This is a genomic window from Arthrobacter sp. PvP023, assembly GCF_017832975.1.
Lineage (GTDB): Bacteria > Actinomycetota > Actinomycetes > Actinomycetales > Micrococcaceae > Arthrobacter.
Window position 1 is genome coordinate 2,612,180 of sequence record NZ_JAFIBI010000001.1, and the last position, 26,717, is coordinate 2,638,896.

The following is a 26,717-nucleotide window of genomic DNA, read 5'->3' on the forward strand; positions in this document are numbered from 1 at the left end:
CTAGAGCGCCGTTACGCTCCCGCTGAAGTGCCTCCGGCCGGACCGCGGATTCCACGCGGCGTAGTCGGAGTGCTGCCAGGTCCCCGAAGGGGAATGGACCGAACTGATGTCCAGCGCCACGCGCGCCGGCAGGAACACCGGCGCTTCGAAGGCAACCTCCCAGCTGAAGGCATCCCCCTTCACAGCGCCCACATCCGCCAGCGCCCGCGAGGCGAGGTACATGCCGTGCGCTATGGAACGCCGCATGCCCAAGGCTTTCGCCGAGAGGACGCTGAGGTGAATCGGGTTGAAGTCGCCGGATACGGCTGCATAAGCCCTGCCAGTGTCAACACCCAGCTGCCACAGTGCCGTAGGGTCTGGCGCCGAGAACGTTGCCGGCGGGGCCGGGGCCGAAGGCTTGTCGATGCCCGGCAGGAAGACACCTTTGGCCAGATACGTGGACGTTCCCTTCCAGATGACCCTGGAGTTCCCGGTCCGCCGGACCTCCGCGACGATGTCAACCTGCGTGCCGGCGCGGTGGCCGCGCAGGTTCTCGGCCCAGGAGGTGATGTCCAGCGCCTCAGTGAACAGGATGGTTCCGTGCTGTTCCACCTTGTTTTTCAGGTGCACCATTCCCAGCAGCGGCAGTGGGAAATCGTCACGGTTCATCACACTCATCGATACCGGAAAGGCCAGAGCGTGAATGAAGCCGGCAGGCAGGGTATCGCTGGCAGTCTCACCCACCAGGTGCTGGAAAGCGGTGAGGTTGTCCACCTCGGCCACCACTCCCCTGACCTCGTGACCGCAGGGCGGAAGCGAGATACCCGTGTCGGTACCGAGCACCCGGCGCCTGGCTGCGGTGGCCGCGGCGTTGACGTAGAGCTTGGACAGCGACGGCATGTCCCCGAGTATTACGGGCTGGGCACCGGTCATGCGCCCACCAGGTTCTGGCCGCACACCCGCAGCACCTCGCCGGTGATGCCGCCCGCGGCGTCGCTGGCAAGGAAGGCGATGGCTTCTGCAACATCGCCGGGTTGCCCTCCCTGCTGAAGGGAGTTCAAGCGCCGGGCTACCTCCCGCGTTGCGAAGGGGATCCGGGCCGTCATCTCGGTTTCAATGAAGCCAGGCGCCACGGCGTTGATGGATCCATGGTGTTCCGCGAGGAGGGGTGCCGTGGCGCGCACCATTCCAATGACGCCGCCCTTGGACGCCGCATAATTCGTTTGGCCGCGGTTGCCGGCAATACCGCTGGTGGAGGCGACTGACACGATCCGCGGGGAGTCGCGGAAGTGCTCGGACGCCAGCAGTGCCTCATTGATGCGCAACTGGGCTGCGATGTTCACCGCAAGGACCGAACTCCAGCGGCCCTGGTCCATGTTGGCGAGGAGCTTGTCCCGGGTGATTCCCGCGTTATGGATCACGATGTCCAGGCGCCCGTGCCTGCCCATCGCATGCTCGATGATCCGCTGCCCGGCGTCCTCCCGGCTGATGTCCAGCTGCAGCGCCGTCCCGCGGACCGCGTTTGCTACGGCGGCGAGGTGGTCTCCGGCTGCGGGGATGTCGACGACCACCAGGGTGGCACCGTCACGGTGGAGCGTGCGGGCGATGGCCGCCCCGATGCCGCGTGCGGCCCCGGTCACGACGGCCACCTTACCGGCAAGCGGCTTTTCGGGGTCGGCGGGAAGCTGCCCTTCCCCGGAGGTGACGGTGAGGGACTGGCCGTCGACAAAGGCTGACCGGCCGGACAGGAAGAAGCGCAGGGCTCCGAGGGAGCTGGGACTCGTGGTGGCCACCCCGTCTGCCAGAACGATGCCGTTGGCGGTGGCGCCGGCACGCAGTTCCTTGGCCAGGGATCGCAGCAGGCCGTCAACTCCCTGGCGCGCTGCTGCGGAAGCGGGCCCCGGCGCACTCCCCGGTGTGCGTGACACCGTTACGACGCGGGCATTTGGTGCCAGATCCCGGACGGACGCTGCCGCCGAGAGGACCGGCCTTTCAAGTTCTTCAGGGTGGGCCAGCTCATCCAGCACCAGGATGATGGCACCCAGCTTTTCCCGGGGCACCGCATGCCTCCGGACGTCGAGGTCCCAGGAAAGGAGGGCGGCCGCGAGTTCGTCAGCGCCGTCGCTGGAGCCCTGGACCAGGATCGGCCCCGTAACAAGGGGCTGCCCCGGCTGGTAGCGCCTGAGCACCACCGGCTGCGGCAAGCCAAGCTTCCTGGCAAGGTCCTTACCGATGCCACGGGATACGAGTTGTGTGTACTTGTCCGTCACTCCGGCCTCCCTAGGATGCTTCAAGAATGGCGACGACCCCTTGGCCGCCGGCAGCGCAAATGGAAATCAGGCCGCGGGCCGGTCGGCCGTCCACCGGGCCCTTGTCGTGAAGCATCTTGGCCAGTGTGGCCACGATCCTCCCTCCGGTCGCGGCAAAGGGGTGCCCCGCTGCCAGCGAGGAACCGTTCACGTTCAGCTTGGACCGGTCGATGCTGCCCAGCGCGCCGTCCAGGCCAAGGCGTGTCCGGCCGAATTCTTCGTCTTCCCAGGCGGCCAGGGTGCTGAGGACTGTGCCGGCAAATGCTTCATGGATCTCGAAGAAGTCGATGTCATCCAGGGTCAGTCCGTTGCGGGCCAGCAGGCGGGGCACTGCGAAAGCCGGCGCCATCAGCAGTCCGTCCTTCCCGTGGACGAAGTCGACGGCGGCCGCCTCGCCGTCCACGACCGTCGCGAGCTTGGGAAGTTCGTGGGCGTCCGCCCACTCCTCCGACGCGAGCAGCACGGTGGACGCGCCGTCAGTGAGCGGGGTGGAGTTGCCGGCTGTCATGGTTGCCTCGGCGCCCAGGTTCTTTCCGAAGACGGGCTTGAGCGTGGACAGTTTTTCAAGTGTTGTGTCGGCGCGCAGATTCGAGTCCCGGTTCAGTCCGCGGTACGGCGTGAGCAGGTCGTCGAAGAAGCCGGCATCATAAGCGGCCGCGAGGTTGCGGTGGCTGTTGTAGGCCAACTCATCCTGGGCCTCACGGGTAATCTTCCACTGCGCCGTGGTGAGGGCCTGGTGTTCACCCATGGAAAGGCCCGTCCGGGGCTCGCCCGTATTGGGTGCGTCGGGTGCGAGGTCCTTGGGGCGAAGGCGGCCCAGGACCTTAAGGCGCTGGGGCAGGGTCTTGGCGCGGTTGAGGTCCAGCAGGACCTCGCGCAGGCCCTCACTCACAGCGATGGGCGCATCGGACGCGGAGTCGACTCCACCGGCAATGGCCGAGTCAATCTGTCCCAGCTTGATCTTGTTGGCAAGGCCAAGGACCGTCTCCAGTCCCGTGGCACACGCCTGCTGGAGGTCGTAGGCGGGGGTTTCCGCGGATAGGGCCGAGCCCAGCACTGCCTCGCGGGTGAGGTTGAAGTCACGCGAGTGTTTAAGGACGGCGCCGGCGGCAACCTCGCCGATCCGTTCATCCGCCAGGCCGAAACGCGCAATCAGGCCGTCCAACGCAGCGGTCAGCATGTCCTGGTTGGAGGACTTGGTATACGCGCCGCCGGTCCGCGCAAACGGAATCCGGTTTCCGCCCACCACCACGGCCTTGCGCAGCGAGCCTACGCCGGGTGTGGCTACCGGGTCTGTGGATGATTCCTCTGGTCCGGTGGCGGACTGTCCGTCAAAGGACATGTGCTGTCTCCTTTTGCTCAACGCTGATTACCGATACCCAGCGTACCTGATACGCTGGGTATCGTGAACATCCTTCCTGCTGACCCTGACGTTTCCAGCGGCGGCAACTCCCCTGGCCGCGGCATTCCGGACACTTCCGCCGCAAGCGGCTCCGCCATCGACGGGCGCGCCGCCCGCTGGCAGTCGCACAGGGAAGAACGCCGTCGCGAACTCATCAAGTCCGCGCGGAAGGCGGTCCATGCACTGGGCAGCGACGCTTCCATGGAGGACATCGCTGCCGCCGCCGGCACGTCCAAGTCCGTGTTCTACCGCTACTTCGGCGACAAGGCCGGGCTGCAGCAGGCTGTCGGCGAGGTGGTCATAAGCCAGATGCAACGCCGCATCCAGGAGGCCGCCCAGGGCGCCCAGACGCCACGGGAGGGGCTTCTGGCCATGGTGTCCGCCTACCTTCAAATGGCGGAGACCAGCCCCAACGTCTACACATTCGTCACCGCGTACTCGGCAGGAGAACCCGCAACAACCACCGGGGGCATGGCGGCGACGGGCGCGCTCGGCCATTTCTTCGAAGAGGTCCGTGACATGATCGCCCGGCCCATGCGCGCACACCTGGGCACCGGCAAGGAAGCCGTGATCGGCTACTGGCCCACCGCGGCGATCGGGCTCGTAAGGAACGCCGGTGAACAGTGGCTAGCCACGCCGGAGTCGCCCGGCAAACCGGACCAGGAAACCATGGCACGCCAGATCACCGCCTGGCTGTGCGTCGGGATTGCCCCGGAGCTGGAGAACCTGGACCCTCACAATCCAAACCCTTAGTGAATTGTCAGAACCAAAGAAGGAATCGACATGACTGACGTAGTTGACCGCGCCGCCGGCCAGGCGCGCCGCCCCGCCGGAAGCGCACACCACCAGGCCGACGCGGCGCCCGCCGTCGACGTCGCTGCGCTGGGCGAGCAGCTCCTGGGCAAGTGGGCCCACATTCGCCGGCATTCGCGCGAGCTTTCAGGCCGTCCCGAACTGCACAAGACCGAGGGCCTCACGCACACCGAGCACCGGAAGCGCACGTTCGGCCAGCTCCAGTACCTGGTGGAGAACGGTGCCGTTCATCGCGCTTTTCCCGCATCACTGGGTGGTTCGGACGATCACGGCGGGAACATCGCAGGGTTCGAGGAACTCGTCACAGCCGATCCGTCGCTGCAGATCAAGGCTGGCGTCCAGTGGGGGCTGTTCGGTTCGGCTGTGATGCACCTCGGCACCGAGGAGCACCACGCCAAGTGGCTGCCCGGCATTATGAACATGGACATTCCCGGCTGTTTCGCGATGACGGAAACCGGGCACGGCTCCGACGTCGCCAGCATTGCCACCACGGCGACCTTTGACCCGGCCACGCAGGAATTCGTCATCAACACGCCCTTCCGTGCCGCCTGGAAGGACTACATAGGCAATGCCGCCATCGACGGTCTCGGCGCCGTGGTGTTCGCCCAGCTGGTGACCCGCGGCGTAAACCACGGGGTCCACGCGTTCTACGTGGACTTGCGGGATCCGAACACCAAGGAGTTCCTGCCGGGCATCGGCGGTGAAGACGACGGCGTCAAGGGCGGGCTGAACGGCATCGACAACGGCCGGCTGCACTTCAGCAACGTCCGTGTCCCGCGGGCCAACCTGCTCAACCGGTACGGCAACGTTGACGCGGACGGGGCATACACCTCTCCCATTGCCAGCCCGGGCCGACGCTTCTTCACCATGCTGGGCACCCTCGTCCAGGGCCGCGTCTCCCTGGACGGTGCCGCGGTGGCAGCCAGCAAGCTGGCCCTCAAGACCGCCATCCAGTACGCCACTGAGCGCCGCCAGTTCAACGCCTCCTCGCACACTGACGAAGAAGTGCTGCTCGACTACCAGCGCCATCAGCGGCGGCTGTTTACCCGGCTCGCCACCACCTATGCCGCAGGCTTCGCCCATGAACAGCTGCTGCAGAAATTCGACGACGTTTTCTCGGGTGCACATGACACCGACGAGGACCGCCAGGACCTTGAGACACTGGCCGCCGCACTCAAGCCGCTCAGCACATGGCACGCCCTGGACACTTTGCAGGAGTGCCGCGAAGCCTGCGGCGGCGCAGGCTTCCTGATTGAGAACCGTTTCGCCTCCCTCCGTGCGGACCTGGACGTCTACGTCACGTTTGAAGGCGACAACACCGTGCTCCTCCAGCTGGTGGCCAAGCGGCTCCTCGCGGACTACGCCAAGGAATTCCGCAACGTCGACGTCGGCGTGCTGGCACGCTACGTGGTGAGCCAGGCCGCCGGCGCCGCGGTACACCGGACCGGACTTCGCCAGGTTGCCCAGTTCATGGCCGACACGGGCTCGGTGCAGAAGGCCGCCATTGCCCTCCGCGATGAGGACACCCAGCGGCTGCTGCTGACGGACAGGGTACAGACCATGGTTGCCGAGGCCGGAGCAGCACTCAAGGGAACCAACAAGCTGCCGCAGCAGAAGGCCGCTGCGGCTTTCAACCAGCACCAGCACGAATTGATTGAGGCGGCGCAGGCCCACGCGGAGCTGCTGCAGTGGGAAGCCTTCACGGAAGCCCTTGCCGATGTGAAGGACCCGGGCACCAAGCGGGTGCTGACCTGGCTCCGGGATCTGTTCGGACTCTCGCTCATCGAGAAGAACCTGTCCTGGTACCTCATGAACGGCCGCCTGTCGATGCAGCGCGCCCGCACTGTGGGCGACTACATCAACCGCCTGCTGGTCAAGATCCGCCCGCACGCCCTGGACCTAGTGGACGCCTTCGGCTACGGCCCGGAGCATCTCCGCGCGGCAATTGCCACCGGCGCAGAAAAGACCCGCCAGGACGAAGCCCGTGCGTTCTTCCGGAACCAGCGCGCCGACGGTAAAGCCCCGGTGGACGAAAAGGTCCTCCTCGCCCGCCAGGCCCGGGATACGAAGGCTCCCCGCCGCTAGCCCCGGCGTACCGCCCGGGCATAACGAAAACAACGACGGCGCCGCACCCTGGGAGGGAGCGGCGCCGTCGTCGATTCCTGTTTAGGCAAGGACCGAGCGGTAAACCTCAAGGGTGGTTTGCGTAATGGAGTCCCAGGAGAAGTGCTCCTCCGCGCGGCGGCGGCCGGCCTGTCCCATGGCGCGGGCACGCACCGGGTCGGACACAACCTCGGTGAGGGCAGCTGCGAATTCGTTGACGAACTTCTCCGGGTCCAGCGGGGTCCCGGTGCCGTCAGTGACCTGTTCCAGCTCCACCAACAGGCCGGTTTCGCCGTGCTGAACAACCTCCGGGATGCCGCCGGTGGCGCTGGCCACGACTGCTGCACCGCATGCCATGGCTTCGAGGTTGACGATCCCCAGCGGTTCGTAGATGGACGGGCAGGCAAAAGCGGTTGCGTGGCTGAGCACCTGGATCAGCTCGTGGCGGGGAAGCATGCGCTCAATGAGGACGACTCCGCTGCGCTGGCTCTGCAGCTCCTCGATCAGGCGGGCGGTTTCCGCTGCGAGTTCCGGGGTGTCCGCCGCGCCAAGGCACAGCACAAGCTGGACATCCGCGGGCAGCTTGGCCGCGGCACGGAGCAGGTACGGAACGCCTTTCTGGCGGGTGTTGCGACCGACGAAAACCACGCTGGGCAGTTCAGGGTCGATGCCGAGGGCGCGGACGGCGTCCTCGCCCTCATCACGGTTCCAGAGTTCGACGTCGATGCCGTTGTGGACCACGCGGACCTTGGCCGGATCGACGTCCGGGTAGCTGCGGAGGATGTCCTGACGCATCCCTTCGGACACGGCGATGATGGCGGCCGCGGCCTCGTAGGCGGTCTTTTCCACCCAGGAGGACAAGGCGTAGCCGCCGCCGAGCTGTTCAGCCTTCCAGGGCCGCAGCGGCTCGAGGCTGTGGGCGCTCAGCACGTGCGGGATGCCGTGAAGCAGCGATGCCAGGTGGCCCGCCATATTGGCATACCAGGTGTGCGAATGCACAAGGTCAGCTCCCGCAATATCCGGCACGATGCGCAGATCCACCCCGAGCGTCTGCACGGCGGCGTTGGCGGCGCCCAGATCCTCCGGGACCGAATAGGACGTCACCTTCGCCCCGTGGTAGTCGGGATCCCGGGGCGCCCCGAAGGCCCGCACCTGCAAATCCACATGCTTGGCCAGCACGCGGCTTAATTCAGCCACATGGACCCCGGCGCCACCGTAAATCTCGGGCGGGAACTCTTTAGTCACAATGTCTATTCGCACGATACCCAAGGTAGTCCTTACGGCGTATCTGTTCTAGTGTGAAGGAGTCCGGGCGTGCCGGACTTTTTGGGGAAGTTACGAAGGCGTACAGGAGCGACCACCATGCCGTTGAATAAGAAAGTCCTGGCTATTGTCCTCGCAGGCGGCGAGGGCAACCGGCTCATGCCGCTGACGGCTGACAGGGCCAAACCCGGCGTGCCCTTTGCCGGCAGCTACCGGCTCATCGACTTCGCGCTGTCCAACCTCGTGAACTCCCGCTATCTGCAGATTGTGGTGCTCACGCAATACAAATCCCACAGCCTGGACCGGCATATTTCCGAAACATGGAGAATGTCCACGCAGCTGGGAAACTACATTGCCTCCGTCCCGGCGCAGCAGCGCGTGGGCAAGAGCTGGTTCCTCGGCAGTGCCAACGCGATCTACCAGTCCCTGAACCTGATCCATGACGCCAACCCCGACATCGTGGTTGTGGTGGGCGCCGATCACGTCTACCGCATGGACTTCGCGCAGATGGTTGAGCAGCATGTCGCCAGCGGCGCCAAGGCCACAGTGGCCGCAGTCCGCCAGCCGCTGAACATGGCCGACCAGTTCGGCGTCATCGAGGTGGACCAGGAGAATCCCCAGAAGATTGCCGCCTTCGTGGAAAAGCCATCCTCAACCCCCGGGCTGGCAGCAGATCCCACCCAGTTCCTGGCATCCATGGGAAATTACGTTTTCGATGCCGATGCCCTGGTGGACGCCCTGCACGTGGATGCCGAGCGCCTTGACACCAAGCACGATATGGGCGGCGACATCATCCCTTACTTCGTCAATAAGGGCGAAGCGGGCGTTTATGACTTCACGCTGAATGACATTCCCGGCTCCACCGAACGGGACCGTACTTATTGGCGCGATGTCGGCACCATAGATTCCTTCTACGACGCCCACATGGACCTTATTTCCCCCATGCCGGTTTTCAACCTGTATAACTCGGAATGGCCCATCTACACGCGGCAGAGCATCTCCCCGCCGGCAAAGTTTGTGCGCGGCCAGGGCAACACCGTGGGTACGGCCCTGGACTCGATCGTGGCCAGCGGTGTGGTGATTTCCGGCGGCATCGTGGAAGGGTCGGTCCTGTCCAATGACGTTTATGTGGGCACGGCGAGCCGCGTGGTGGATTCAGTCCTGATGGACAAGGTCCAGATCGGCGAGGGTGCCGTGGTCAACCGCGCCATCATTGACAAGAACGTCAAGGTGCCCGCCGGCGCAGCGATCGGCCTGGATCCGGAGCGCGACCGCGCCCGCGGTTTCAAGGTCACGGACTCGGGCATCACGGTGCTGTCCAAGGGGCAGGCAGTTCCGGAACCGGACGAGGCCGAACGCGCGCTGTCAGCCGCCAACCTCCACCTGGTGCCCAACGCGATCAAGGCGGCAACGGAGAACTACCCGTCTGCCCGGGACTCGGCGGCCAAAGTAGGGGAAGCCCACGCTGCGGCCGTGGGAGTATCCACCGCCGACTAGGCGCCCACGCCGCTACCGCTGAACCTTGACGGCAGGCCGAGGGATTCCCAGGCTGTAAAATTGGACCAATGAACTCCTCCGATTTGACGCCTGAGGACATCCAGGCCTGCCTCAAGGTTCTTAACACCATCCACGCCTATGACGAGGAGCACCCGGACTATGTCTCGGTTCGGCGCGCCACCGGCAAGATGTTCAAGGCTGTCAAACGCCACCGCCGGGTCACCAAGCGCGACCTGATCGCCGAGTCCGATCGCGCAGTAATCGCGCAGACGGCCACGGCAGCTCCCGACCGGATCGATGATGAAACCCGCGGGAACAAGCTGGAACCTTCTGCGACCGGCAAGGTGGCCGGACACCTCATCAGGTCCCGCCCGTGCTACATCTGCAAGAATCACTACACCCAGGTGGATGCTTTCTATCACCAGTTGTGCCCTGAGTGTGCTGCGTTCAGCCACAGCAAGCGCGACGCCCGCACGGACCTCACCGGCCGCCGTGCGCTCCTCACGGGAGGACGCGCCAAAATCGGCATGTACATCGCCTTGCGGCTGCTCCGGGACGGTGCCCACACCACCATCACCACGCGGTTCCCGAAAGATGCGGCACGCCGCTTCGCCGCGATGGAAGACAGCGGTGAGTGGCTCCACCGGCTCAGGATCGTGGGCATCGACCTACGTGATCCCTCCCAAGTGATGGCCCTGACCGATTCCCTCGACGCCGCGGGCCCGCTGGACATCATCATCAACAACGCGGCCCAGACTGTCCGCCGCTCGGGCAACGCTTACAAGCCGCTGGTCGATGCAGAGGACGAGCCCCTTCCCGCCGCCCTCGACGTTGCCAACGGCGGACCGGAACTGGTGACCTTCGGCCACGCCCATGACAAGCACCCGCTGGCCCTTGCCAGCAGCGTCATGGAACACCCGGTCCTGGCCGGCGACGCCATCACATCCCTGGCACTTTCTACGGGTTCGGCTTCGCTGGAACGGATAGCCACCGGTACGGCCATCGACGCCGGCGGACTGGTTCCTGACCTGGCCGCCATCAACAGCTGGACCCAGGTGGTGGATGAAGTGGATCCGCTGGAAATGCTTGAAGTGCAGCTCTGCAACGTGACAGCGCCCTTCCTGCTGGTGAGCCGTCTGCGTGCCGCAATGAAGCGTTCCACCTCGCATCGGAAGTACATCGTGAACGTTTCTGCCATGGAAGGGCAGTTCTCACGCGCTTACAAGGGTCCGGGCCACCCCCACACCAACATGGCCAAAGCGGCGCTGAACATGATGACCCGCACCAGCGCGCAGGAAATGCTCGATTCCGACGGCATCCTGATGACCGCCGTGGATACCGGATGGATCACTGATGAGCGTCCGCACTATACCAAGGTCAGGCTCATGGAGGAAGGCTTCCATGCTCCGCTGGACCTCGTGGACGGTGCAGCGCGGGTCTACGATCCGATCGTCATGGGCGAAAACGGTGAAGACCAGTACGGCGTCTTCCTCAAGGACTACAAGCCCAGCCCCTGGTAGTCGGCGCTTCCCGGCCGCTAGCAGAGGCTGCCGGGGTGCCGCTAGGGGCCCTATGGCCCTAATGGGCGTGCCGGAGGGACCGTAACGTGGGTTTACATGAACATCATGACGCCGCCCGAGGGCCAGTTGTCCATTGACCAGTGCTGGGTAATGCTCGACACCGAGGTGGTCGGGAGGATCGCGCTCATTGTCGACGGCCACCCGGAAATCTTCCCGGTTAATTTCGTGCTCCAGCGCCGCACTGTCGTCTTCCGGACGGCCGGCGGGACCAAGCTGTGGGCAGCCATGACGGCCAAGCCCGTGGCTTTTGAGATTGACGGCTACGACGCTCATGAAGAGATGGCCTGGAGCGTGGTTGCCCGCGGCGAAGCCGAGCTAATCGAAACCCAGGACGAAAAAGACGAAGTGGACGCCCTGTTCCTGGAGCCATGGCAGCCGGGCGACAAGGACTACTACGTACGGCTGGCGCCCAAGGCACTCACCGGCCGACGGTTCAAGGTCAAGAAGCCGGACATGTGGAACACGCGGCTGTCCGATCCCCGTCGCGCCGCGTTCGAGTAGCCCGCTTCGCTAAAGAACCTCAGCGCTTCTCTGGGGTGTGCACAACCAGTACCGGGCAATGCGCGTGGGCCACACAGGCAGAACTCACCGAGCCCAGCAGCAGGCCGCCGAAGCCGCCATGGCCCCGCCTTCCGACTATGAGCATGTCGGCATCCCGGCTCGCGTCAATGAGGGTATTCCTTGGGCGTCCCTGCACCAGCTTGGTTTCGACGTTCGGCGGTGTTTCCGTCCCGAACGCCTTGGCCACTGTTTCCTGAAGGATCTCCCCGGCACGCACGTCGAAGTCGTTGATTCCCATGGCCACGTAGCCGTCGTACACGGGCGGGTAATCCCAGCATGCCATCGCGACGAGCTGTGCTCCAAGCTTGTCCGCAAGCCCGTGTCCCTGTTTCAGGGCCTCCACTGAGGCCTCTGAGCCATCGACTCCAACAATGATCGTCCGGACGTCCTTGGCCTCATTCATGTCTTCCCCTTTCGAGGGCGGATATCGCGGGAGGGCCCCGGCGGACAGGCAGGTGTCATTCAAGGATGTGTGCCGGAACCCGCCGTCGCTAGGGCCTAAAGTCATGGCCGCTGTGGGTCCAAGGACCCTTGCTGCACTTAGCACCGTCAACGAGAATTGCAGAGCCGGATGCCGGAAACCGGGTCCGGACAGAGATAATGGGATCTGCACCGCTCCGGCAAGCCGGTTGCGGACCGATTATGGCAGCTCCGGCCGCCGGACAGGAGGACCATGATTCCTCGGGCAGACCTAGGTCCCTCCGCGCCGGACATGAACAGCGGCCTCATCCGTGTGTTCATCCTCGACGATCACGAACTTGTCAGGCGGGGGCTCCAGGAGCTTCTGGAAGGCGAGGGTTTCCAGGTCGTGGGCAGCTCAGGTTCCGCTGTCGAGGCAACCCGTCGCATTCCTGCCCTGCATCCCGACGTCAGCGTGCTCGATGCCCGCCTTCCGGATGGAACGGGCATCGAAGTCTGCCGGGACGTCCGGTCCGTGGATCCGAACCTCAACTGCCTGATACTGACGAGCTTCGACGATGAGCAGGCCCTGCGCGGTGCCGTACTCGCCGGAGCCCGGGGATACGTCCTGAAGGAGATTGGCGGCACCGACCTGATTGGCGCCCTGCGCCGCGCGGCCGCCGGAGAGTCGCTTTTCGACGACGGCGTGGCGGCAAGCATCGTGGAAAGCCTTGTCGCACCCCAGCAGGTGGATCCGAGGATCGCCGGCCTCACCCCGCAGGAGCGGCGTGTCCTGGAACTGGTGGGCGGCGGCCTCACCAACCGGCAGATCGCTGCCGAAATGTTCCTGGCGGAGAAGACCGTCAAGAACTATGTGTCATCGCTACTGGCAAAACTGGGCTTTGAACGGCGCACGCAGGCCGCGGTATATATTGCCAACAACTCGGTGCCGGCACCGTCTGCTTCAGGGCACGCCGGTGCGGCCCATTCAGCCGCGGCGCACGCCGCCGGCAGCGACTCCGACGGGCACCGGCGCTAGAGCGGAACCGACCACACCAGGCTGGTTCCGGTGTCCGCCGCGCCGGTGATGGTGCAGGTGCCGTTCAGCATCCTGGCGCGCTCCTCCATGTTGTTCAATCCGTTGCGATTCGCGGAATCCTTGAACCCGCTGCCGTTATCGGTCACCAGAACGGTCATCCTGCCATTCAGGGCCGAGACGGAGACCTCGATTGAATCAGCTCCGGAATGCCGGATGGCGTTGCTCAGCCCCTCGGAAACAACGGCCACCACATGGTCGGCCTTTTCCTGCTGGATAGAGTCAACCGGGCCTTCCAGGCTGAGCCTCGGCGCAAAGGGCATGGACTTTGCAGCGCTCCGCGCGACACTCCGCAGCCTCCCGCTGAGGAGTTCGCCATCGCCGTTGCCGGTCCTGAGCGAGTAGATGGTGTCGCGCAAGCTGCGGATGGCCTCGTCCAGTTCACCGGTGATGGCACGGATCCTCTCCAGTGCAAGGTCTTCCTTCGTGAACCGGTTCAGGCTCTGGACACTCAGCCCTGCGGCGAAGAGCCGTTGGATCACGAGGTCATGGAGGTCGCGGGCAATCCGGTCGCGGTCAGTGAAGACCAGCAGTTCTTCCCGCAGCCGGTGGACCCGGGCCAGTTCAAGCGCCAACGCCACATGGGATCCGAAAACCGCTCCCATCTCCACATCAGTGCGGCCGTACGGGCCCGCAGTGGCGTCCCGGACGAGGAGGAGCAGGCCGTGGTGGGCTCCCTGGGTGCTGAGCGCCACTGCAAGCAGCGGACCGGCCACGGTCCCCTCCAGCACTCCCAGCACGTCGGCGGCGTTGTCCACGAGTAGCGGGTCCCCGCCGGCAAGCACCCCCTGGAGGACTTCCGAATCCAGGCACAGCGTCAGGCCGGCGAACAACTCCGAGCCTTCACCGTCAGCGCCGGCAACGACATATCCCACGCCGTCCGCGGCGGGTTCCACTATTAGGGCCAGTCGGGACCCGGACTCCCGCAGCGCCCTGCCTGCAATTGGATCAAGGCCGGCAGACGACGACGGTTCGGTCCCCAGCATCAGCCCGGAGACATCCATGCAGGCCTCAAGCCATTGTGCGCGCCGGCGGGCGTCATCATATAGCCGTGCGTTCTCGATGGCGACACCGGCAGCGGCCGCCAGGGCTACGGCCAGCTCCTCGTCCTCGACCGTGAAGTCGCCGCCGCCCTCCTTCTCCGTCAGATACAGGTTTCCGAAAACAACGTCCCGTACCCGGACGGGAACGCCAAGGAACGACTGCATGGGCGGGTGGTGCTCGGGAAAGCCGTACGCCTCGGGGTGGCTCCGCAGGTCATGGAGCCGCAGCGGCCTCGGATCGGTGATCAACAAGCCCAGCACCCCATGGCCGGTAGGGAGGGGGCCGATCCGTGTGGCCAGTTCGCCGTCAATCCCTACCGTGATGAAGTGGCTGAGGGCCCGGTCATCGCCAATGACGCCCAATGCCCCGTAGCGGGCGCGCAGCAACTGGCAGGCGGACTGAACGACACGCTCCAGGACGGCGTCGAGACTCAAATCCTCCGCAACTGCCACGACCGCTTCAAGCAGGCCGCCCATTCGCTCCTGGAACTGGAGGAGTTCGCCGGCCCGGGCGACGAAATCCTTCAGCAGATCTTCAATCCTCGTACCGCTCGCAGCCGTGTACCGTTCGGGACTGTCGCCATCAGCATGCATATCCACAACCCAACTCCTGAGCGCGTACGGCCGCTCCGGCGGCGTGAGGCCAGAATACCGTTAAGCAGTTCGTCCCGGGGCAGAGGTCGTCGGTTTTCCGCGGCATGGGGACCTTGGGCCCTAGCTTTCCGAAGGTTCCCTGGCTTAGGCTCGGCGTCATGAGCACTGATCCGAAACCCGGCGCCGAGCACCCACACGAAGTCGAAAACCTCGACAATCACGAATGCTGGCGCTTGCTGCGCAGCGTCTCCGTGGGCCGGCTGGCCGTCTGGGTCGAAGACCACCCGGACATTTTCCCCATCAACTACAAGGTGGACCACGGGACACTGGTGTTCCGCACGGCCGACGGCACCAAGCTGCAGGCAGCCACCGGCGACACCCCTGTAGCCGTCGAGGCCGACGGTGTGGACGCGGACAGCGGCGTCGCCTGGAGTGTCGTCATCAAGGGGCAGGCAGCTCCCGTCAAGAACCAGCAGGAAGTTCTGGACACGGTGGGGCTGCTGCTCTTTCCGTGGCAGGCCGGCAAGAAAGAGCACTTCGTGCGCATTACCCCGGACATTGTCACCGGTCGGCGTTTCAAGGTCACTCCCCCGTTGACCTGGTGGACGCCGCTGGACGACGCCACCAGGTCCGGCTACGAGTAAAGCGTGCCGGCCTAAGCCAGACGGGTGATTTCCACGCTCACGTTCAACGCGGAACCGCCGCCGCCCGACAGGATGCCCTTAAGCGGCGGCACATCCCGGTAGTCGCGGCCACGTGCCACAGTGACGTGGAAGTCACCAGCGGGTTTGTGGTTGGTCGGATCCCAGCTGCGCCATTCACCGTCCCACCATTCCAGCCACGCATGCGACTGGCCGGCCACCGTCTCGCCGATGTCCGCCGTCGAACGCGGGTGAAGGTAACCGGAGACATACCTGGCGGGAATTCCGCAGCTGCGCAACGCACCGACGGCGAGGTGCGCCAGGTCCTGGCATACCCCCTGGCGCTGGCCCCAGGCCTGCGCCGCGTTGGTGGTGACCCCGGTGGAGCCCTTCATGTAGGTCATCTCTCCGCGCATCCATTCGAAGATGGCCATGGCGGACTCGTAAGGGTTCCTGCCTTCGACGATCCCCGGAATGATGCCGAGGACTTCATCCCCCGGACCACTCAGCCGGGACTGCGGGATCCAGTCGCTGAACTGGTTGAGCGTCTCAGGCGCCTGCAGCACCTCCCAGGAGACGATGTCGCCTTCGGCCGGAACGCGCTCCACGCGGTGGACTTCCACCGTAGTGGTGGCGACCACCTCAAGGTACTCATGCGGCATCTGCATGTCGAAGGCAGTGACACGCGTGCCCCAGTAGTCGCGGTAGCTGCTCACTGCGGCCTGCGACGGCGCAACCTTCATGGACGATTCCAGCACCACCTGCTGCGGATCCGTCAGCGGTGTCATGCGGGCCTCGTTGTACGAGAGCGTGACGCGCTTGTTGTACTTGTAGCCGGTTTTGTGAATGATGCTCAGCCGGGTCATGAAACTTCTCCCACCCAGGCCAGTTCGTCCGCCTGATTGAAGTACTTACGGGAAATGGCGTCGGACGCCTGCGACACGGCCTTCTGTACGCGCTCCATGTGCTCCGGCAGTTCGGACATAAGGTCGTCCGTGCGGTGGAACTCCAGGAACGTGCGGGCCTGGCCCACAATCCGGCGTGCATCATTGATGAACCCCACGCGCTGTGCGGACGGGTCAAGCTTTGCCAGGCACTCGTCGGCGTCCCGCAGGGCGTAGACAATGGAGCGCGGAAACAGCCGGTCCAGCAGCAGGAATTCTGCGGCGTGCTGGTCGCCGAATGCAGCCCGGCGCGTCCGGAGGAACGACTCGTAAGCACCGGCACAACGGAGCATGTTGACCCATGACATGCCGGCGGAAAGCACATCGCGGGTGGAAAGCATGCGGGCCGTCATATCGGCGCGCTCCAGGGAGCGCCCCAGGGCGAGGAACAGCCAGCTGTCATCGTGGCTGACGGTAGTATCCGCCAGGCCGCTCACCATGGCCGTGCGTTCCAGCACCCAGTGGCAGAACCGGTAGGTGCCCACCACGTCCTTGCGGTGCTGGTTCAGGCCGTAGTAGGTCGTGTTCAGGCTCTCCCAGAGCCCGGAGGAAACCGTTTCGCGGGCGCGGCGGGCGTTTTCACGGGCAGCACCGAGCGAACCGGCGATCGACGTCGCACTTTGTTTGTCATAGGCGAGGGCGTGCAGCAGTTCCTCAAGGCCGAACTCATCGCTCTCGGGCCGGGCTCCCATGACAGCCAGGAGTTCCCGGGCAACGTTGTCCCGCTCCTCCGTGGGCAGGTGGTTGAGACGCTCAAGGTGGACATCCAGGATGCGCGCGGTGCCGTCCGCGCGCTCCACATAGCGGCCGATCCAAAATAGGGACTCGGCAATACGGCTAAGCATTTGCGGCTACCTCCTGCGGGTCCGAAATCTGCATGAACATAAAGGGGCAAACTGATGCGGGCTGCACCGGCGGGCGGCGGCTCACTGCTGCTGCTCCGTCTGGCGGTCGCGCCAGTTGCTTTCGACCGGCCACACTGAAACGCGTTCCCGGACGGTGACGGACGGCCTTGGCAGGGCTTCCACCGGAACCTCCGGAGAGTCAGAGAGCACCCAGGTGTCCTTGGACCCGCCGCCCTGGCTGGAATTGACGATCAGCGAACCCTCCTTGAGGGCCACGCGTGTCAGTCCGCCGGGGAGCACCCAGACGTCGTCGCCGTCGTTGACGGCAAACGGCCGCAGGTCAACGTGCCGAGGGCCAAACTTATCACCGCTGAGGGTGGGAACCGTAGACAGCTGCAGGACCGGCTGGGCAATCCAGCCCCGGGGGTCGGCGATGACGCGCTTGCGCAGCGCGTCGAGTTCCTCCTTGGACGCATCGGGCCCGATGACCAGGCCCTTGCCGCCGGACCCGTCCACCGGCTTGACCACCAGTTCATCCAGCCTGTCCAGGACGTGCTCGCGCGCCTCCTTCTCCTCCAGCCGGAACGTGTCCACGTTGGCGATCACGGGTTCTTCGTTGAGGTAGTAGCGGATGAGGTCCGGCACGTAGCTGTAGACGAGCTTGTCGTCAGCCACGCCGTTGCCCACGGCATTGGCGATGGTCACGCCTCCGGCACGGGCCGCATTCACCAGGCCCGGGCAGCCCAGCATGGAATCGGCCCGGAACTGCAGCGGATCGAGGAAGTCGTCGTCGATCCGCTTGTAGATGACGTCAACGCGCTGTTCGCCGGCGGTGGTCCGCATGTACACCCTGTTGCCGCGGCAGATCAGGTCACGGCCCTCCACAAGTTCAACGCCCATGAGACCGGCAAGCAGCGTGTGCTCGAAATATGCGCTGTTGAACACGCCGGGGGTAAGGACCACTACCGTGGGGTCGTCGACGCCGGAGGGCGCCGTCTTGCGCAGGGCGGAAAGCAACCGGCGCGGGTACTCCTCCACCGGACGGATCAGCTGCTGGCCGAAAGCCTCAGGCAGGCCCTTGGCCATGGCCCGGCGGTTTTCCAGCACATAGCTGACGCCGGACGGGACGCGCACGTTGTCTTCGAGCACCCGGAATGTTCCCGCAGCGTCGCGGACGACGTCGATGCCGGAGATGTGCACGCGGACGCCGCCGGCCGGCTCGAAGCCATGGACCTGGCGGTGGAAGTGGGCACTCGTGGTGACGAGCTGGCGCGGAATGACGCCGTCAGCCACCACGGTCATCTTGTCGTAGACATCGTTGAGGAAGGCCTCCAGGGCGCGGACCCGCTGGGCCACACCCTTCTCCAGGACGGTCCATTCGTCGGCCGGGATCACGCGGGGGACGATATCCAGCGGAAACGGGCGTTCCTCCCCTGCGAAGTCGAAGGTAACACCGCGGTCCAGGAAAGTCCTGGCCATCGAATCGGCCCGGGCGGTCACATCGGTGAGGGAAAGCTCACGGAGAGCCCCGGCGACCTGCCCGTAGGACTTCCTGGCTTCTTGGCCGGGGGTGAACATCTCGTCGTAGGCACCGGTGCGGCCGGCGGCCTCGGAGTAATCCTGGAATAGGTCAGACATGGTCATTAGCCAACCACCTTTTTGTTTCGAATTCATTACTGATGCCCATTGTGGCGTGTTGGCGCCACCCCCGCCGGTTCGTGTTTTTCCGCACTGTTCCGGCAGAGTATGTGAGTGCCCTTGCCCAGATTCCCCGCCGCCCCTGAGGGACGGATCTCCGCACGGATCCCACCCCTGGTGCCGGGACTGCTCGCTGCCGTTCTCGCCGTCGGGGTGGCCTTTACCGTACACGCAATGGTGCCGGTCCTGCCCGCCATGACCGCCGCCGTCGTCCTCGGCCTGCTCGCCGCGAATCTTCCCGGCACGGGAACGTGGACGGCGGGACGTGGGCGCGCCGGGCTCGACTTCGCCGGCAAGCACCTGATGAGGGCCGGAATTGTGTTCCTGGGGCTAAAAGTCAGCGTGATGGATGTCCTGGGCCTCGGCTGGCAGTCGCTGCTGCTGATCGCGGGCGTGGTTCTGGCAAGCTTCGCCGGTACCTACGGGATATCGCGGGCGTTCCGGCTGACCCGCGACGCCTCCCTGCTCATCGCCACCGGCTTCTCAATCTGCGGGGCCTCGGCTATTGGTGCGATGGCGGCGGTCCGCAGGATCCGCCACGTGGACACAGTCCTCCCGGTAGCTCTGGTCACGCTGTGCGGCACGCTCGCCATCGGTGTCCTGCCGCTCCTGCTGCACCCCTTGGATCTAACTCCTGAGGTTTTCGGTGCCTGGACCGGGGCGTCGGTGCATGACGTCGGCCAGGTGGTGGCCACCGCGCAGACCGCCGGAACCGGGGCCCTGGCCATCGCCGTCGTGGTCAAGCTGACACGGGTGATCCTCCTGGCCCCCATTGTGGCGGCAGCGGGCATCCACCAGAGGGCGGCCCTCAGCCGCGGAGCGAACGCAGCCGCCTGGAACGGAGCCGCCCGGAACGGAGCCGAACCTGCCCGTGCAGCCAAGCCCTTACCCGACATCGACGGCGCGGACGTCAGGATGCCGCCGATTGTTCCGCTGTTCGTCATCGGCTTTGTGGCCATGGTGGGTTTGCGGTCAACGGGGTGGCTGTCCCCCGGGTGGCTGGAGGCGGGGGCCGCCCTGCAGGACGTTCTGCTGGGCATGGCACTCTTCGGCCTGGGCTCTGCGGTTCGAGTGCAAACCCTGCTCCACACCGGTGCCAGGGCGCTGCTGGCAGCCCTGGCGGCATGGCTTCTTATTGCCGCACTGGGCCTTGGGGCAGCCGTGCTCATCATTCAGCCGCACTGATCGCCCGGCCGCAGGGACGGTCCGGCCCGGCCCATGATTCAATAGCGTGGTGTCGAATGAGAACCTGCAACGCGATGAAGCGGCAAACCGCTCAGCCCTGATCACCACCCACAGCTATGACGTGTCCCTCGACGTCCGCCAGGCGCAGGATCCGGGGGTCACGGGTTACACGAGCCGCAGCATCATCACGTTTTCGGCCCGGGAACCCGGCGGGTCCACTTTTCTGGACTTCATCAGCAGCGAGGTGCACAGCGTCTTCCTGAACGGCAAGGGGCTTTCGGTCACCGACGTAGTGGACGGCTCCCGCATCCGGCTGGACAACCTGCAGGCAGAAAACCAGGTGACCGTCACGGGAACAGCCCTCTACAGCACCTCCGGCGAAGGCATGCACCGTTTCTTCGATCCGGCCGACGGCCAGTGCTACCTCTACACCCAGTACGAACCGGCCGACGCCCGAAGGGTGTTCGCAAACTTTGAACAGCCGGACCTCAAAGCTGAGTTCACCTTCCATGTGATGGCTCTGTCCGACTGGCAGGTGGCCTCGAACGGCGCCGAGGCCGGCCGCACGCAACTCACGAGCGACCCCGCAACGAGCCGCTGGGACTTCGCGCCGACGCAGCGGATGTCCACATACATCACCACGGTGCTGGCGGGACCGTACTTCAAGGCGGAGGACCACTGGAGCGGAACACTGGAGGACGGCACCGCCCTCGAGGTCCCGCTGGCCCTGTACTGCCGCGCTTCCATGGCCGGATCCTTTGACACCGGGCACCTCTTCCAGCTCACCAAGCAGGGGCTGGGCTTCTTCAACGGCCTCTTCGACTATCCGTATCCGTGGGGCAAATACGACCAGGCCTTTGTGCCGGAGTACAACCTCGGCGCCATGGAGAACCCCGGGCTGGTCACCTTCACCGATAACTACGTCTTCACGTCCCGGGCAGCCGATTCCCAGTACCAGGCCCGCGCCAACACCCTGATGCACGAAATGGCGCACATGTGGTTCGGCGACCTCGTCACCATGCAATGGTGGAACGATCTCTGGCTCAAGGAGTCCTTTGCCGACTACATGGGCACCCTCGGCGTTGACCGCGCCACGGACTGGGATACGGCCTGGGTGAACTTCGCCAACAACCGCAAGGCCTGGGCCTATGTCCAGGACCAGCTGCCCACCACCCACCCGATCGTGGCCGACATTCCGGACCTCGAGGCGGCCAAGCAGAACTTCGACGGCATCACTTACGCCAAGGGTGCGTCCGTTCTGAAGCAACTGGTGGCCTACGTCGGCTTCGAAGCATTCATCGCCGGCTCGCGCCGGTACTTCCGGGACCATGCGTACGGCAACACCACGCTCACCGACCTGCTGGCGGCCCTGGGCGAGGCGTCAGGCCGCGACCTGGCACTCTGGGCCCGGCAGTGGCTCCAGACCTCGGGGATTTCCACCGTATCTGCCGAGATCAAAGAGCACGACGGCGTGCTGGGCCCGGTAACCCTCGTCCAGGACGCGGTGGACCCCGCCACGGGACGCCAGGAACTGCGCCCCCATCGGCTCCGCGTCGGCCTCTACGATTTCGACGCCGACGGCCTGCTGGTCCGCGTGGACAGCGTGGAAACTGACCTGACCGGCCGGAGCACGGTCGTCCCGGAGCTTGAGGGCAAGCCGGTGCCGGCGCTCCTCCTGGTCAACGACGACGACCTCAGCTACGTGAAGGTGCGGTTTGATCCGCGCTCCGAGGCGACGGCGCGCGCGTCCCTGGGCGCCCTGCAGGATCCGATGGCGCGGGCGCTGTGCTGGACGGCACTCTGGGACGCGGCACGCGACGCTGTGGCACCGGCGGACCGCTACGTTGCAGCCGTGGAAGCCTTTGGTCCTGCCGAAACGGGCATCGGTGTCCTGCTGAACGTGCTGGGCAACGCTTCAACCGCCATCGACCGGTATGTCCCCGCGTCCCGGCGGGCTGCCGTCAGGGACGGTTTCCTGGAGGTGGCTGCCCGGGAACTCAGCGCAGCCCGGCCCGGTTCGGACCACCAGCTGGCCTGGGCAAGGAGCCTCGCCAGTACAAGCAGGAAGACAGCAGGACGGCTTGACCTCGTAAGGGGAATCCTGGACGGCACAACCGTGCTCGAAGGCCTTGCCGTCGACCCGGAGCTGCGCTGGAGCCTGTGGCACGCCCTGGCAGCGAACGGACAGGCAACCGAGGCCGAACTGGACGCCGAACTTGGCCGTGACACGACCGCCTCCGGCCGTGCCGGCCATGCCACTGCGCTGGCAGCCCGCCCCGAGGCCGCGGTCAAAGCCGCTGCGTGGGACGCCGCCGTCAGGGGCACCGCGCTCTCCAACCTGCTGCTCAGCGCCACGATCGCAGGCTTCAACACGGCACCTGACGGCCTGCTGGAGCCGTTCGTGGAACCCTACTTCGAATGCCTGGAAGGCGTCTGGGCGGAGCGCAGCATAGAGATCGCCAGCCGGATTGTCCGCGGGCTCTACCCGGCAGGACAAGACCTCGACGGCGGCAGTCCGGACACGAATGCCGTGATTGTCCTGACGGACGGCTGGCTCGCGGGGCATCCGGATGCCCCGCGCGCGCTGCGCCGGATCATCATTGAGCAGCGGAGCCACCTGCACCGTGCCCTTTCGGCACAGGCAGCCGCGCTGCCGCACGCCTCCTAGTTCTTCCGGATCCGGAGAGCTCTAAGGCACCCGGTGCAGCCACTCCTCGGTGCCGAACTTGGCCGCCACGCGCTCATGGGCGGCGGCAAGTTCGGCCTCCGTCAGGACTGACGGCGTGGCCCCGTACAGGCCGCTGAAGACATCCATCATGGCCTCCACGATGTCAGCCCGGGCCAGGCCGGTCTGACGGCGCAGCGGATCCACGCGCTTCTTGGCACTGGTGGTGCCTTTATCCGAAAGCTTTTCCTTGCCGATCCGCAACACCTCCACCATCTTGTCGGCGTCGATGTCATAGCTCATGGTCACGTGGTGCAGCATGCCACCGTTTGCGAGGCGCTTCTGGGCCGCACCGCCGATCTTGCCCTGTTCCGTGGCAATATCGTTAAGCGGTACATAGAAGGCGCTGATGCCCAGTTTCTCCAGTGCAGCCATGACCCAGGCGTCCAGGAACGCGTAGGAATCGGCGAAGCTGATGCCGTCCACCAGGGTCTGCGGAAGGTACAGCGAGTAGGTGATGCAGTTGCCTGCTTCCATGAACATGGCTCCCCCGCCGCTGATGCGGCGGACCACGCTGATGCCGTGACGTGCCACGCCGTCGGGGTGGACCTCATTCCGGACCGACTGGAAACTGCCGATCACCACGGACGGCTCCTCCCAGTCCCAGAAGCGGAGCGTGGGATTCCGGCGCCCTGCGCCCACTTCCTCGGTGAGGACCTCGTCCAGGGCGACATTGACGTGCGTCGGCAGCACGGACGGGGCAATGACGTTCCAGTGGTGGTCCCCCCAGCCTGTCGCCTTCGCCAGCGCACGGCGTACGGCGATGGACACGGCATCGGCGGAGAAACCAAAAAGGACGGCATCCTCGGGCAGGGCCGCGTTCACAGCGGCCGAGATATCCGCGGCCGTGGCCGTTTCCGATAGGCCCGTCAGGGCACGGTTGATGTCGAGTAGCGCTTCGTCGGGTTCCAGGAAGAAGTCACCACTGACGGAAACATGTGAGAAGTGTCCGCCCACGACGTTGAAATCCACCACCACAAGCTTCCCGCCAGGAACCTTGTACTCACCATGGCGACGGCCGCCGTCGTCGTGCGTGCCGTCCGCCGGACGGGTCTCAAAAGGAGGAATTGTCATGCAACCCATCCTGCCCCAACAACGCAAAAGCCCGCATCTTCCAGAAGTTCCGGAAGATGCGGGCTTTCCAATTGACCTTGGGGAGAAGTTGTTACTTCTTGCCGCCGAAGCCCTTGAAGCGAGCGTTGAAGCGCTCGACGCGGCCTGCAGAGTCCATGATGCGCTGCTTGCCCGTGTAGAACGGGTGGGACTCGGAGGAGATTTCGACGTCGATGACCGGGTAGGTGTTCCCGTCTTCCCACTCGATGGTCTTCTTGGAAGACACGGTGGACTTGGTCAGGAACTTGACGCCGGAAGCCAGGTCGTTGAATACAACAGCTTCGTACTTCGGGTGGGTATTGGACTTCATAATTGGACCTTTGTTCGCACAACTGGATTTTGCCAGTTGCCAGGTATGAATGGGATGGGGCCGCAGGACAACGATGGATGCCACAAGCTTGCAAACACCGGGAGTCCGGACCAACACTCAATCCTAGCCTAAACAGGCTCCCGGCACGAAACGGGTGGAAAGCGCGGGCGGGCGGCGTCAGTCCTTCGGGCGCAGTTCCCAGAACGCGACGGCGGAAGCAGCCGCAACGTTGAGCGAGTCAACCCCGGCCCGCATGGGAATCCTGACGGCGAGGTCCACGGCGGAAAGCGTCTCCGGGCTCATGCCCGCCCCTTCCGTGCCGAGAACCAGGGCTAGCTTGTCCAGATCCCGGGCGGCAAGTTCGTCGACGTCCACGGCGTCGTCGGTGAGCTCCATGGCCGCCACGGTGAAACCCTGTTCCTGAAGCACGGCAAGGTCGCCCGGCCACGACTCCAGCCGGGCCCACGGGACCTGGAACACCGTGCCCATGCTCACGCGGACACTGCGCCGGTACAGGGGGTCGCCGCACCGCGGCGAGACCAGAACTGCGTCCACGCCCAAGGCGGCCGCGGACCGGAAGATGGCACCGACATTCGTGTGGTCCACGATGTCCTCGAGGACAGCCACCCGGCGCGCGCCGGCCAGCAGTTCGGGCAGCGGCACGGGCGACGGACGGTGCATGGCCGCCATGGCCCCGCGGTGCAGGTGGAATCCGGTGATGTCTTCCAGCAGGGCGGCGCTGCCTATATAGACCGGAACGTCCGGGAACCGGTCGAAGACGTCGCTGAGGTCCTCAAGCCATTTCTCCGCAAGAAAGAAGGACCGCGGCTGGTGGCCGGCCGCCAGGGCACGCCGGAGCACACGCGACGATTCCGCGATGTACATGCCTTCAGCGGGCTCCCGGAGCTTGCGGAGGTGCACGTCCGTCAGCCGGGTGTAGTCGGAGACACGCGGATCGTCAGCGGATTGGAGATGGTGGAAAGTCACTGGACATCATTTCGGCCGGTCATTTGAGCAGGTTTGCGATCATGAAGCCCAGCGCCACAAGGCCGAGCGCAAAGATGACTCCACGCAGCACCGGCGGTGACAGCCTTCGGCCCACTTTGGATCCGACAACGCCTCCGATCAGGGAGCTTACCGCGATGATTCCCACGACGGCCCAGTTGATGCGGCCAAAAGCGAAGAGCAAGTAGGACGCCGCGGCCACAATGTTCACGCCCAGCACAAGGATGTTCTTCATGGCATTGGCGTTCTGGATGGTTCCGGTCATGAATACACCCAGAATCCCTACCAGCAGTATGCCCTGCGCGGCCACGAAATAACCGCCGTAGACGCCTGCCAGATAAACCAGCACGATCAGCAGCACGCCGTGGCGTTTGTCCCTTATGGCGTGCTCCGGGTTGGCTTCCCGGTTCCTTACCCACTGCTGGAGCCGGGGCTGGAAGACCACCATGAGGAGGGCGAGCACAATCAAGGCAGGGGCGGCGTAGTGGAACACCTTTTCCGGGAGATGCAGGAGCAGCCAGGCGCCACTGATGCCGCCCAGCAGCGATGCAGGCAACAGGCGGAGCAGCTGCTTGCCCCGGCCCGCGAGTTCCTTCCGGTAGCCCCAGGCGCCCGCGGCGTTTCCCGCCACCAGGCCCATGGCATTGCTGATGGAGGCTGTTACCGGGGCAATTCCCAGGGCAATAAGGACAGGGAACGTGACAAGGGTGCCGGAACCCACAACACTGTTGATGGTTCCGGCCCACAGCCCCGCAAAGAAAATGAAGACGCCGTTGAGTAACTCCACGCTCGGATGCCCGCCGGGTTAGCGGCGTGCGGTGGCGGCGTAGCGTCCCGCGTTGACCGTGACGTCGAGGGGCAGCCCGAAGGTGTCACTCAGGTGTTCGGACGTCAGGACGTCGGCGATGGGCCCTGCGGCCACCACCTGGGCGTCCCGCATCAGCATTGCGTGGGTGAAGCCGGGCGGAACTTCCTCCAGGTGGTGCGTCACCAGCACAATAGCCGGGGCAGTTTCGTCGCGCGCCAGTTCGCTGAGGCGGTGCACCAGGTCTTCGCGGCCGCCAAGGTCCAGGCCCGCGGCGGGTTCGTCCAGGAGGAGCAGTTCGGGGTCGGTCATCAGGGCTCGGGCAATCTGGACCCGTTTCCGTTCGCCTTCGGAGAGGGAGGCGAACGAACGGTTGAGGAGCGGACCCATCCCCCAGTCGTTCAGGAGCCGGAACGCACGGCGTTCGTCGTCCTTTTCATAGCCTTCGCGCCAGCGTCCGGTCACTCCGTAGGCGGCTGTCACCACAACGTTGAGCACTTTCTCGTGCTCGGGAATCTGGTTGGCCAGCGCGGCGGAGGACAGGCCGATGCGGGGCCGGAGTTCAAAAACGTCAACAGCCCCCAGCATTTCTTCCAGGATGCCGGCCATACCGCTTGTGGGGTGGAGCCGTGCCGCCGCAATCTGGAGCAGAGTGGTCTTGCCGGCGCCGTTGGGTCCGAGGATTACCCAGCGTTCGCCTTCCTTGACCTGCCAGTCCACTTTGTTGAGGAGCGTTTTGGCTCCGCGGACAACGCTGACGCCAGCCATTTCAAGAACATCACTCATAGGAGTAGACACTAGGACAAA

At 65.1% G+C, this 26,717-nt stretch carries 23 protein-coding genes; 9 read left to right on the forward strand and 14 right to left on the reverse strand.

From position 1 onward, the window contains the following. Genes JOE31_RS12095 through JOE31_RS12105 form a run of 3 tightly spaced genes read right to left on the reverse strand, consistent with a single transcriptional unit; the run spans position 1 to position 3,630 of the window. Positions 1-912, reverse strand: a complete 912-nt coding sequence (locus tag JOE31_RS12095; RefSeq protein WP_209744707.1) for a MaoC/PaaZ C-terminal domain-containing protein — start codon at positions 910-912, stop codon at positions 1-3. Then, a complete protein-coding gene (locus JOE31_RS12100) occupies positions 909-2,249 on the reverse strand; it encodes a 3-oxoacyl-ACP reductase (protein WP_209744710.1) in 1,341 nt (446 codons plus the stop codon). The genes JOE31_RS12095 and JOE31_RS12100 overlap by 4 nt, the downstream gene beginning before the upstream one ends. A gap of 10 nt (positions 2,250-2,259) precedes the next feature. Next, positions 2,260-3,630 carry an acetyl-CoA C-acetyltransferase gene (locus JOE31_RS12105; protein ID WP_209744712.1) on the reverse strand — a complete coding sequence of 457 codons (1,371 nt, stop codon included), beginning with the start codon at positions 3,628-3,630 and terminating at the stop codon, positions 2,260-2,262. Between the two features lie 123 nt (positions 3,631-3,753). On the opposite strand from JOE31_RS12105, the gene JOE31_RS12110 reads away from it, so the two are divergent. After that, positions 3,754-4,443, forward strand: a complete 690-nt coding sequence (locus tag JOE31_RS12110; RefSeq protein ID WP_209748381.1) for a TetR/AcrR family transcriptional regulator — start codon at positions 3,754-3,756, stop codon at positions 4,441-4,443. A gap of 30 nt (positions 4,444-4,473) precedes the next feature. Beyond that, positions 4,474-6,588 carry an acyl-CoA dehydrogenase gene (locus JOE31_RS12115; RefSeq protein ID WP_209744715.1) on the forward strand — a complete coding sequence of 705 codons (2,115 nt, stop codon included), beginning with the start codon at positions 4,474-4,476 and terminating at the stop codon, positions 6,586-6,588. Positions 6,589-6,669: 81 nt separating this feature from the next. On the opposite strand, the gene glgA is transcribed toward JOE31_RS12115, so the two are convergent. After that, a complete protein-coding gene (glgA, locus tag JOE31_RS12120) occupies positions 6,670-7,866 on the reverse strand; it encodes a glycogen synthase (protein ID WP_209744718.1) in 1,197 nt (398 codons plus the stop codon). A 102-nt stretch (positions 7,867-7,968) separates the two neighbouring features. Here glgA and glgC point away from each other — a divergent pair, with 102 nt between their 5' ends. The 3 genes from glgC to JOE31_RS12135 all read left to right on the forward strand — a co-directional run bounded on the left by glgC (position 7,969) and on the right by JOE31_RS12135 (position 11,447). Next, positions 7,969-9,366, forward strand: a complete 1,398-nt coding sequence (gene glgC, locus JOE31_RS12125; RefSeq protein ID WP_209744720.1) for a glucose-1-phosphate adenylyltransferase — start codon at positions 7,969-7,971, stop codon at positions 9,364-9,366. Positions 9,367-9,434: 68 nt separating this feature from the next. Then, entirely contained in the window at positions 9,435-10,886 is a 1,452-nt protein-coding gene (locus tag JOE31_RS12130) for an SDR family NAD(P)-dependent oxidoreductase (RefSeq protein ID WP_209744722.1), read from the forward strand. Between the two features lie 96 nt (positions 10,887-10,982). Continuing rightward, positions 10,983-11,447, forward strand: a complete 465-nt coding sequence (locus JOE31_RS12135) for a pyridoxamine 5'-phosphate oxidase family protein (RefSeq protein ID WP_209744724.1) — start codon at positions 10,983-10,985, stop codon at positions 11,445-11,447. A gap of 19 nt (positions 11,448-11,466) precedes the next feature. Here JOE31_RS12135 and JOE31_RS12140 read toward each other — a convergent pair whose 3' ends face one another. Next, entirely contained in the window at positions 11,467-11,910 is a 444-nt protein-coding gene (locus JOE31_RS12140; protein WP_209744726.1) for a universal stress protein, read from the reverse strand. Between the two features lie 270 nt (positions 11,911-12,180). Here JOE31_RS12140 and JOE31_RS12145 point away from each other — a divergent pair, with 270 nt between their 5' ends. Then, positions 12,181-12,945: a response regulator transcription factor gene (locus tag JOE31_RS12145; RefSeq protein ID WP_209744728.1), complete on the forward strand. Its 765-nt coding sequence runs from the start codon at positions 12,181-12,183 to the stop codon at positions 12,943-12,945. On the opposite strand, the gene JOE31_RS12150 is transcribed toward JOE31_RS12145, so the two are convergent. Continuing rightward, positions 12,942-14,639 carry a GAF domain-containing sensor histidine kinase gene (locus JOE31_RS12150; RefSeq protein WP_209748383.1) on the reverse strand — a complete coding sequence of 566 codons (1,698 nt, stop codon included), beginning with the start codon at positions 14,637-14,639 and terminating at the stop codon, positions 12,942-12,944. The two genes, JOE31_RS12145 and JOE31_RS12150, sit on opposite strands and share 4 nt — an antisense overlap. Before the next feature lie 158 nt (positions 14,640-14,797). On the opposite strand from JOE31_RS12150, the gene JOE31_RS12155 reads away from it, so the two are divergent. Further along, positions 14,798-15,283 carry a pyridoxamine 5'-phosphate oxidase family protein gene (locus JOE31_RS12155; protein ID WP_209744730.1) on the forward strand — a complete coding sequence of 162 codons (486 nt, stop codon included), beginning with the start codon at positions 14,798-14,800 and terminating at the stop codon, positions 15,281-15,283. Positions 15,284-15,294: 11 nt separating this feature from the next. On the opposite strand, the gene JOE31_RS12160 is transcribed toward JOE31_RS12155, so the two are convergent. From JOE31_RS12160 to JOE31_RS12170, 3 genes are all read right to left on the reverse strand, one after another. Continuing rightward, the gene (locus JOE31_RS12160) at positions 15,295-16,146 is read right to left on the reverse strand and encodes a transglutaminase family protein (protein ID WP_209744733.1); all 852 of its coding nucleotides are present in this window, start codon (positions 16,144-16,146) and stop codon (positions 15,295-15,297) included. Beyond that, the gene (locus JOE31_RS12165; protein ID WP_011691978.1) at positions 16,143-17,069 is read right to left on the reverse strand and encodes an alpha-E domain-containing protein; all 927 of its coding nucleotides are present in this window, start codon (positions 17,067-17,069) and stop codon (positions 16,143-16,145) included. Before JOE31_RS12165 ends, JOE31_RS12160 begins: the two co-directional genes overlap by 4 nt. A gap of 81 nt (positions 17,070-17,150) precedes the next feature. Further along, complete coding sequence (locus JOE31_RS12170; protein WP_209748386.1) at positions 17,151-18,707, reverse strand: circularly permuted type 2 ATP-grasp protein; 1,557 nt, start codon at positions 18,705-18,707, stop codon at positions 17,151-17,153. Positions 18,708-18,827: 120 nt separating this feature from the next. Between JOE31_RS12170 and JOE31_RS12175 the strand changes: the two genes are divergently transcribed. Then, positions 18,828-19,952, forward strand: coding sequence for a YeiH family protein (locus JOE31_RS12175; protein WP_209748388.1), 1,125 nt, complete (start codon positions 18,828-18,830; stop codon positions 19,950-19,952). A gap of 49 nt (positions 19,953-20,001) precedes the next feature. Then, complete coding sequence (pepN, locus tag JOE31_RS12180) at positions 20,002-22,620, forward strand: aminopeptidase N (RefSeq protein ID WP_209744736.1); 2,619 nt, start codon at positions 20,002-20,004, stop codon at positions 22,618-22,620. Positions 22,621-22,641: 21 nt separating this feature from the next. Here pepN and JOE31_RS12185 read toward each other — a convergent pair whose 3' ends face one another. From JOE31_RS12185 to JOE31_RS12205, 5 genes are all read right to left on the reverse strand, one after another. Then, on the reverse strand, positions 22,642-23,751 hold the full coding sequence (locus tag JOE31_RS12185) for a biotin/lipoate A/B protein ligase family protein (RefSeq protein ID WP_209744739.1): 1,110 nt from the start codon (positions 23,749-23,751) through the stop codon (positions 22,642-22,644). A 91-nt stretch (positions 23,752-23,842) separates the two neighbouring features. Next, positions 23,843-24,100 carry a type B 50S ribosomal protein L31 gene (locus JOE31_RS12190; protein WP_011691973.1) on the reverse strand — a complete coding sequence of 86 codons (258 nt, stop codon included), beginning with the start codon at positions 24,098-24,100 and terminating at the stop codon, positions 23,843-23,845. 177 nt (positions 24,101-24,277) lie between these two features. Continuing rightward, entirely contained in the window at positions 24,278-25,087 is an 810-nt protein-coding gene (locus JOE31_RS12195) for an RNA methyltransferase (RefSeq protein WP_209744741.1), read from the reverse strand. A gap of 19 nt (positions 25,088-25,106) precedes the next feature. Continuing rightward, positions 25,107-25,892 carry a sulfite exporter TauE/SafE family protein gene (locus JOE31_RS12200; RefSeq protein ID WP_209744744.1) on the reverse strand — a complete coding sequence of 262 codons (786 nt, stop codon included), beginning with the start codon at positions 25,890-25,892 and terminating at the stop codon, positions 25,107-25,109. A gap of 18 nt (positions 25,893-25,910) precedes the next feature. Beyond that, positions 25,911-26,696 carry an ABC transporter ATP-binding protein gene (locus tag JOE31_RS12205; protein ID WP_209744747.1) on the reverse strand — a complete coding sequence of 262 codons (786 nt, stop codon included), beginning with the start codon at positions 26,694-26,696 and terminating at the stop codon, positions 25,911-25,913. Positions 26,697-26,717 lie beyond the last annotated feature (21 nt).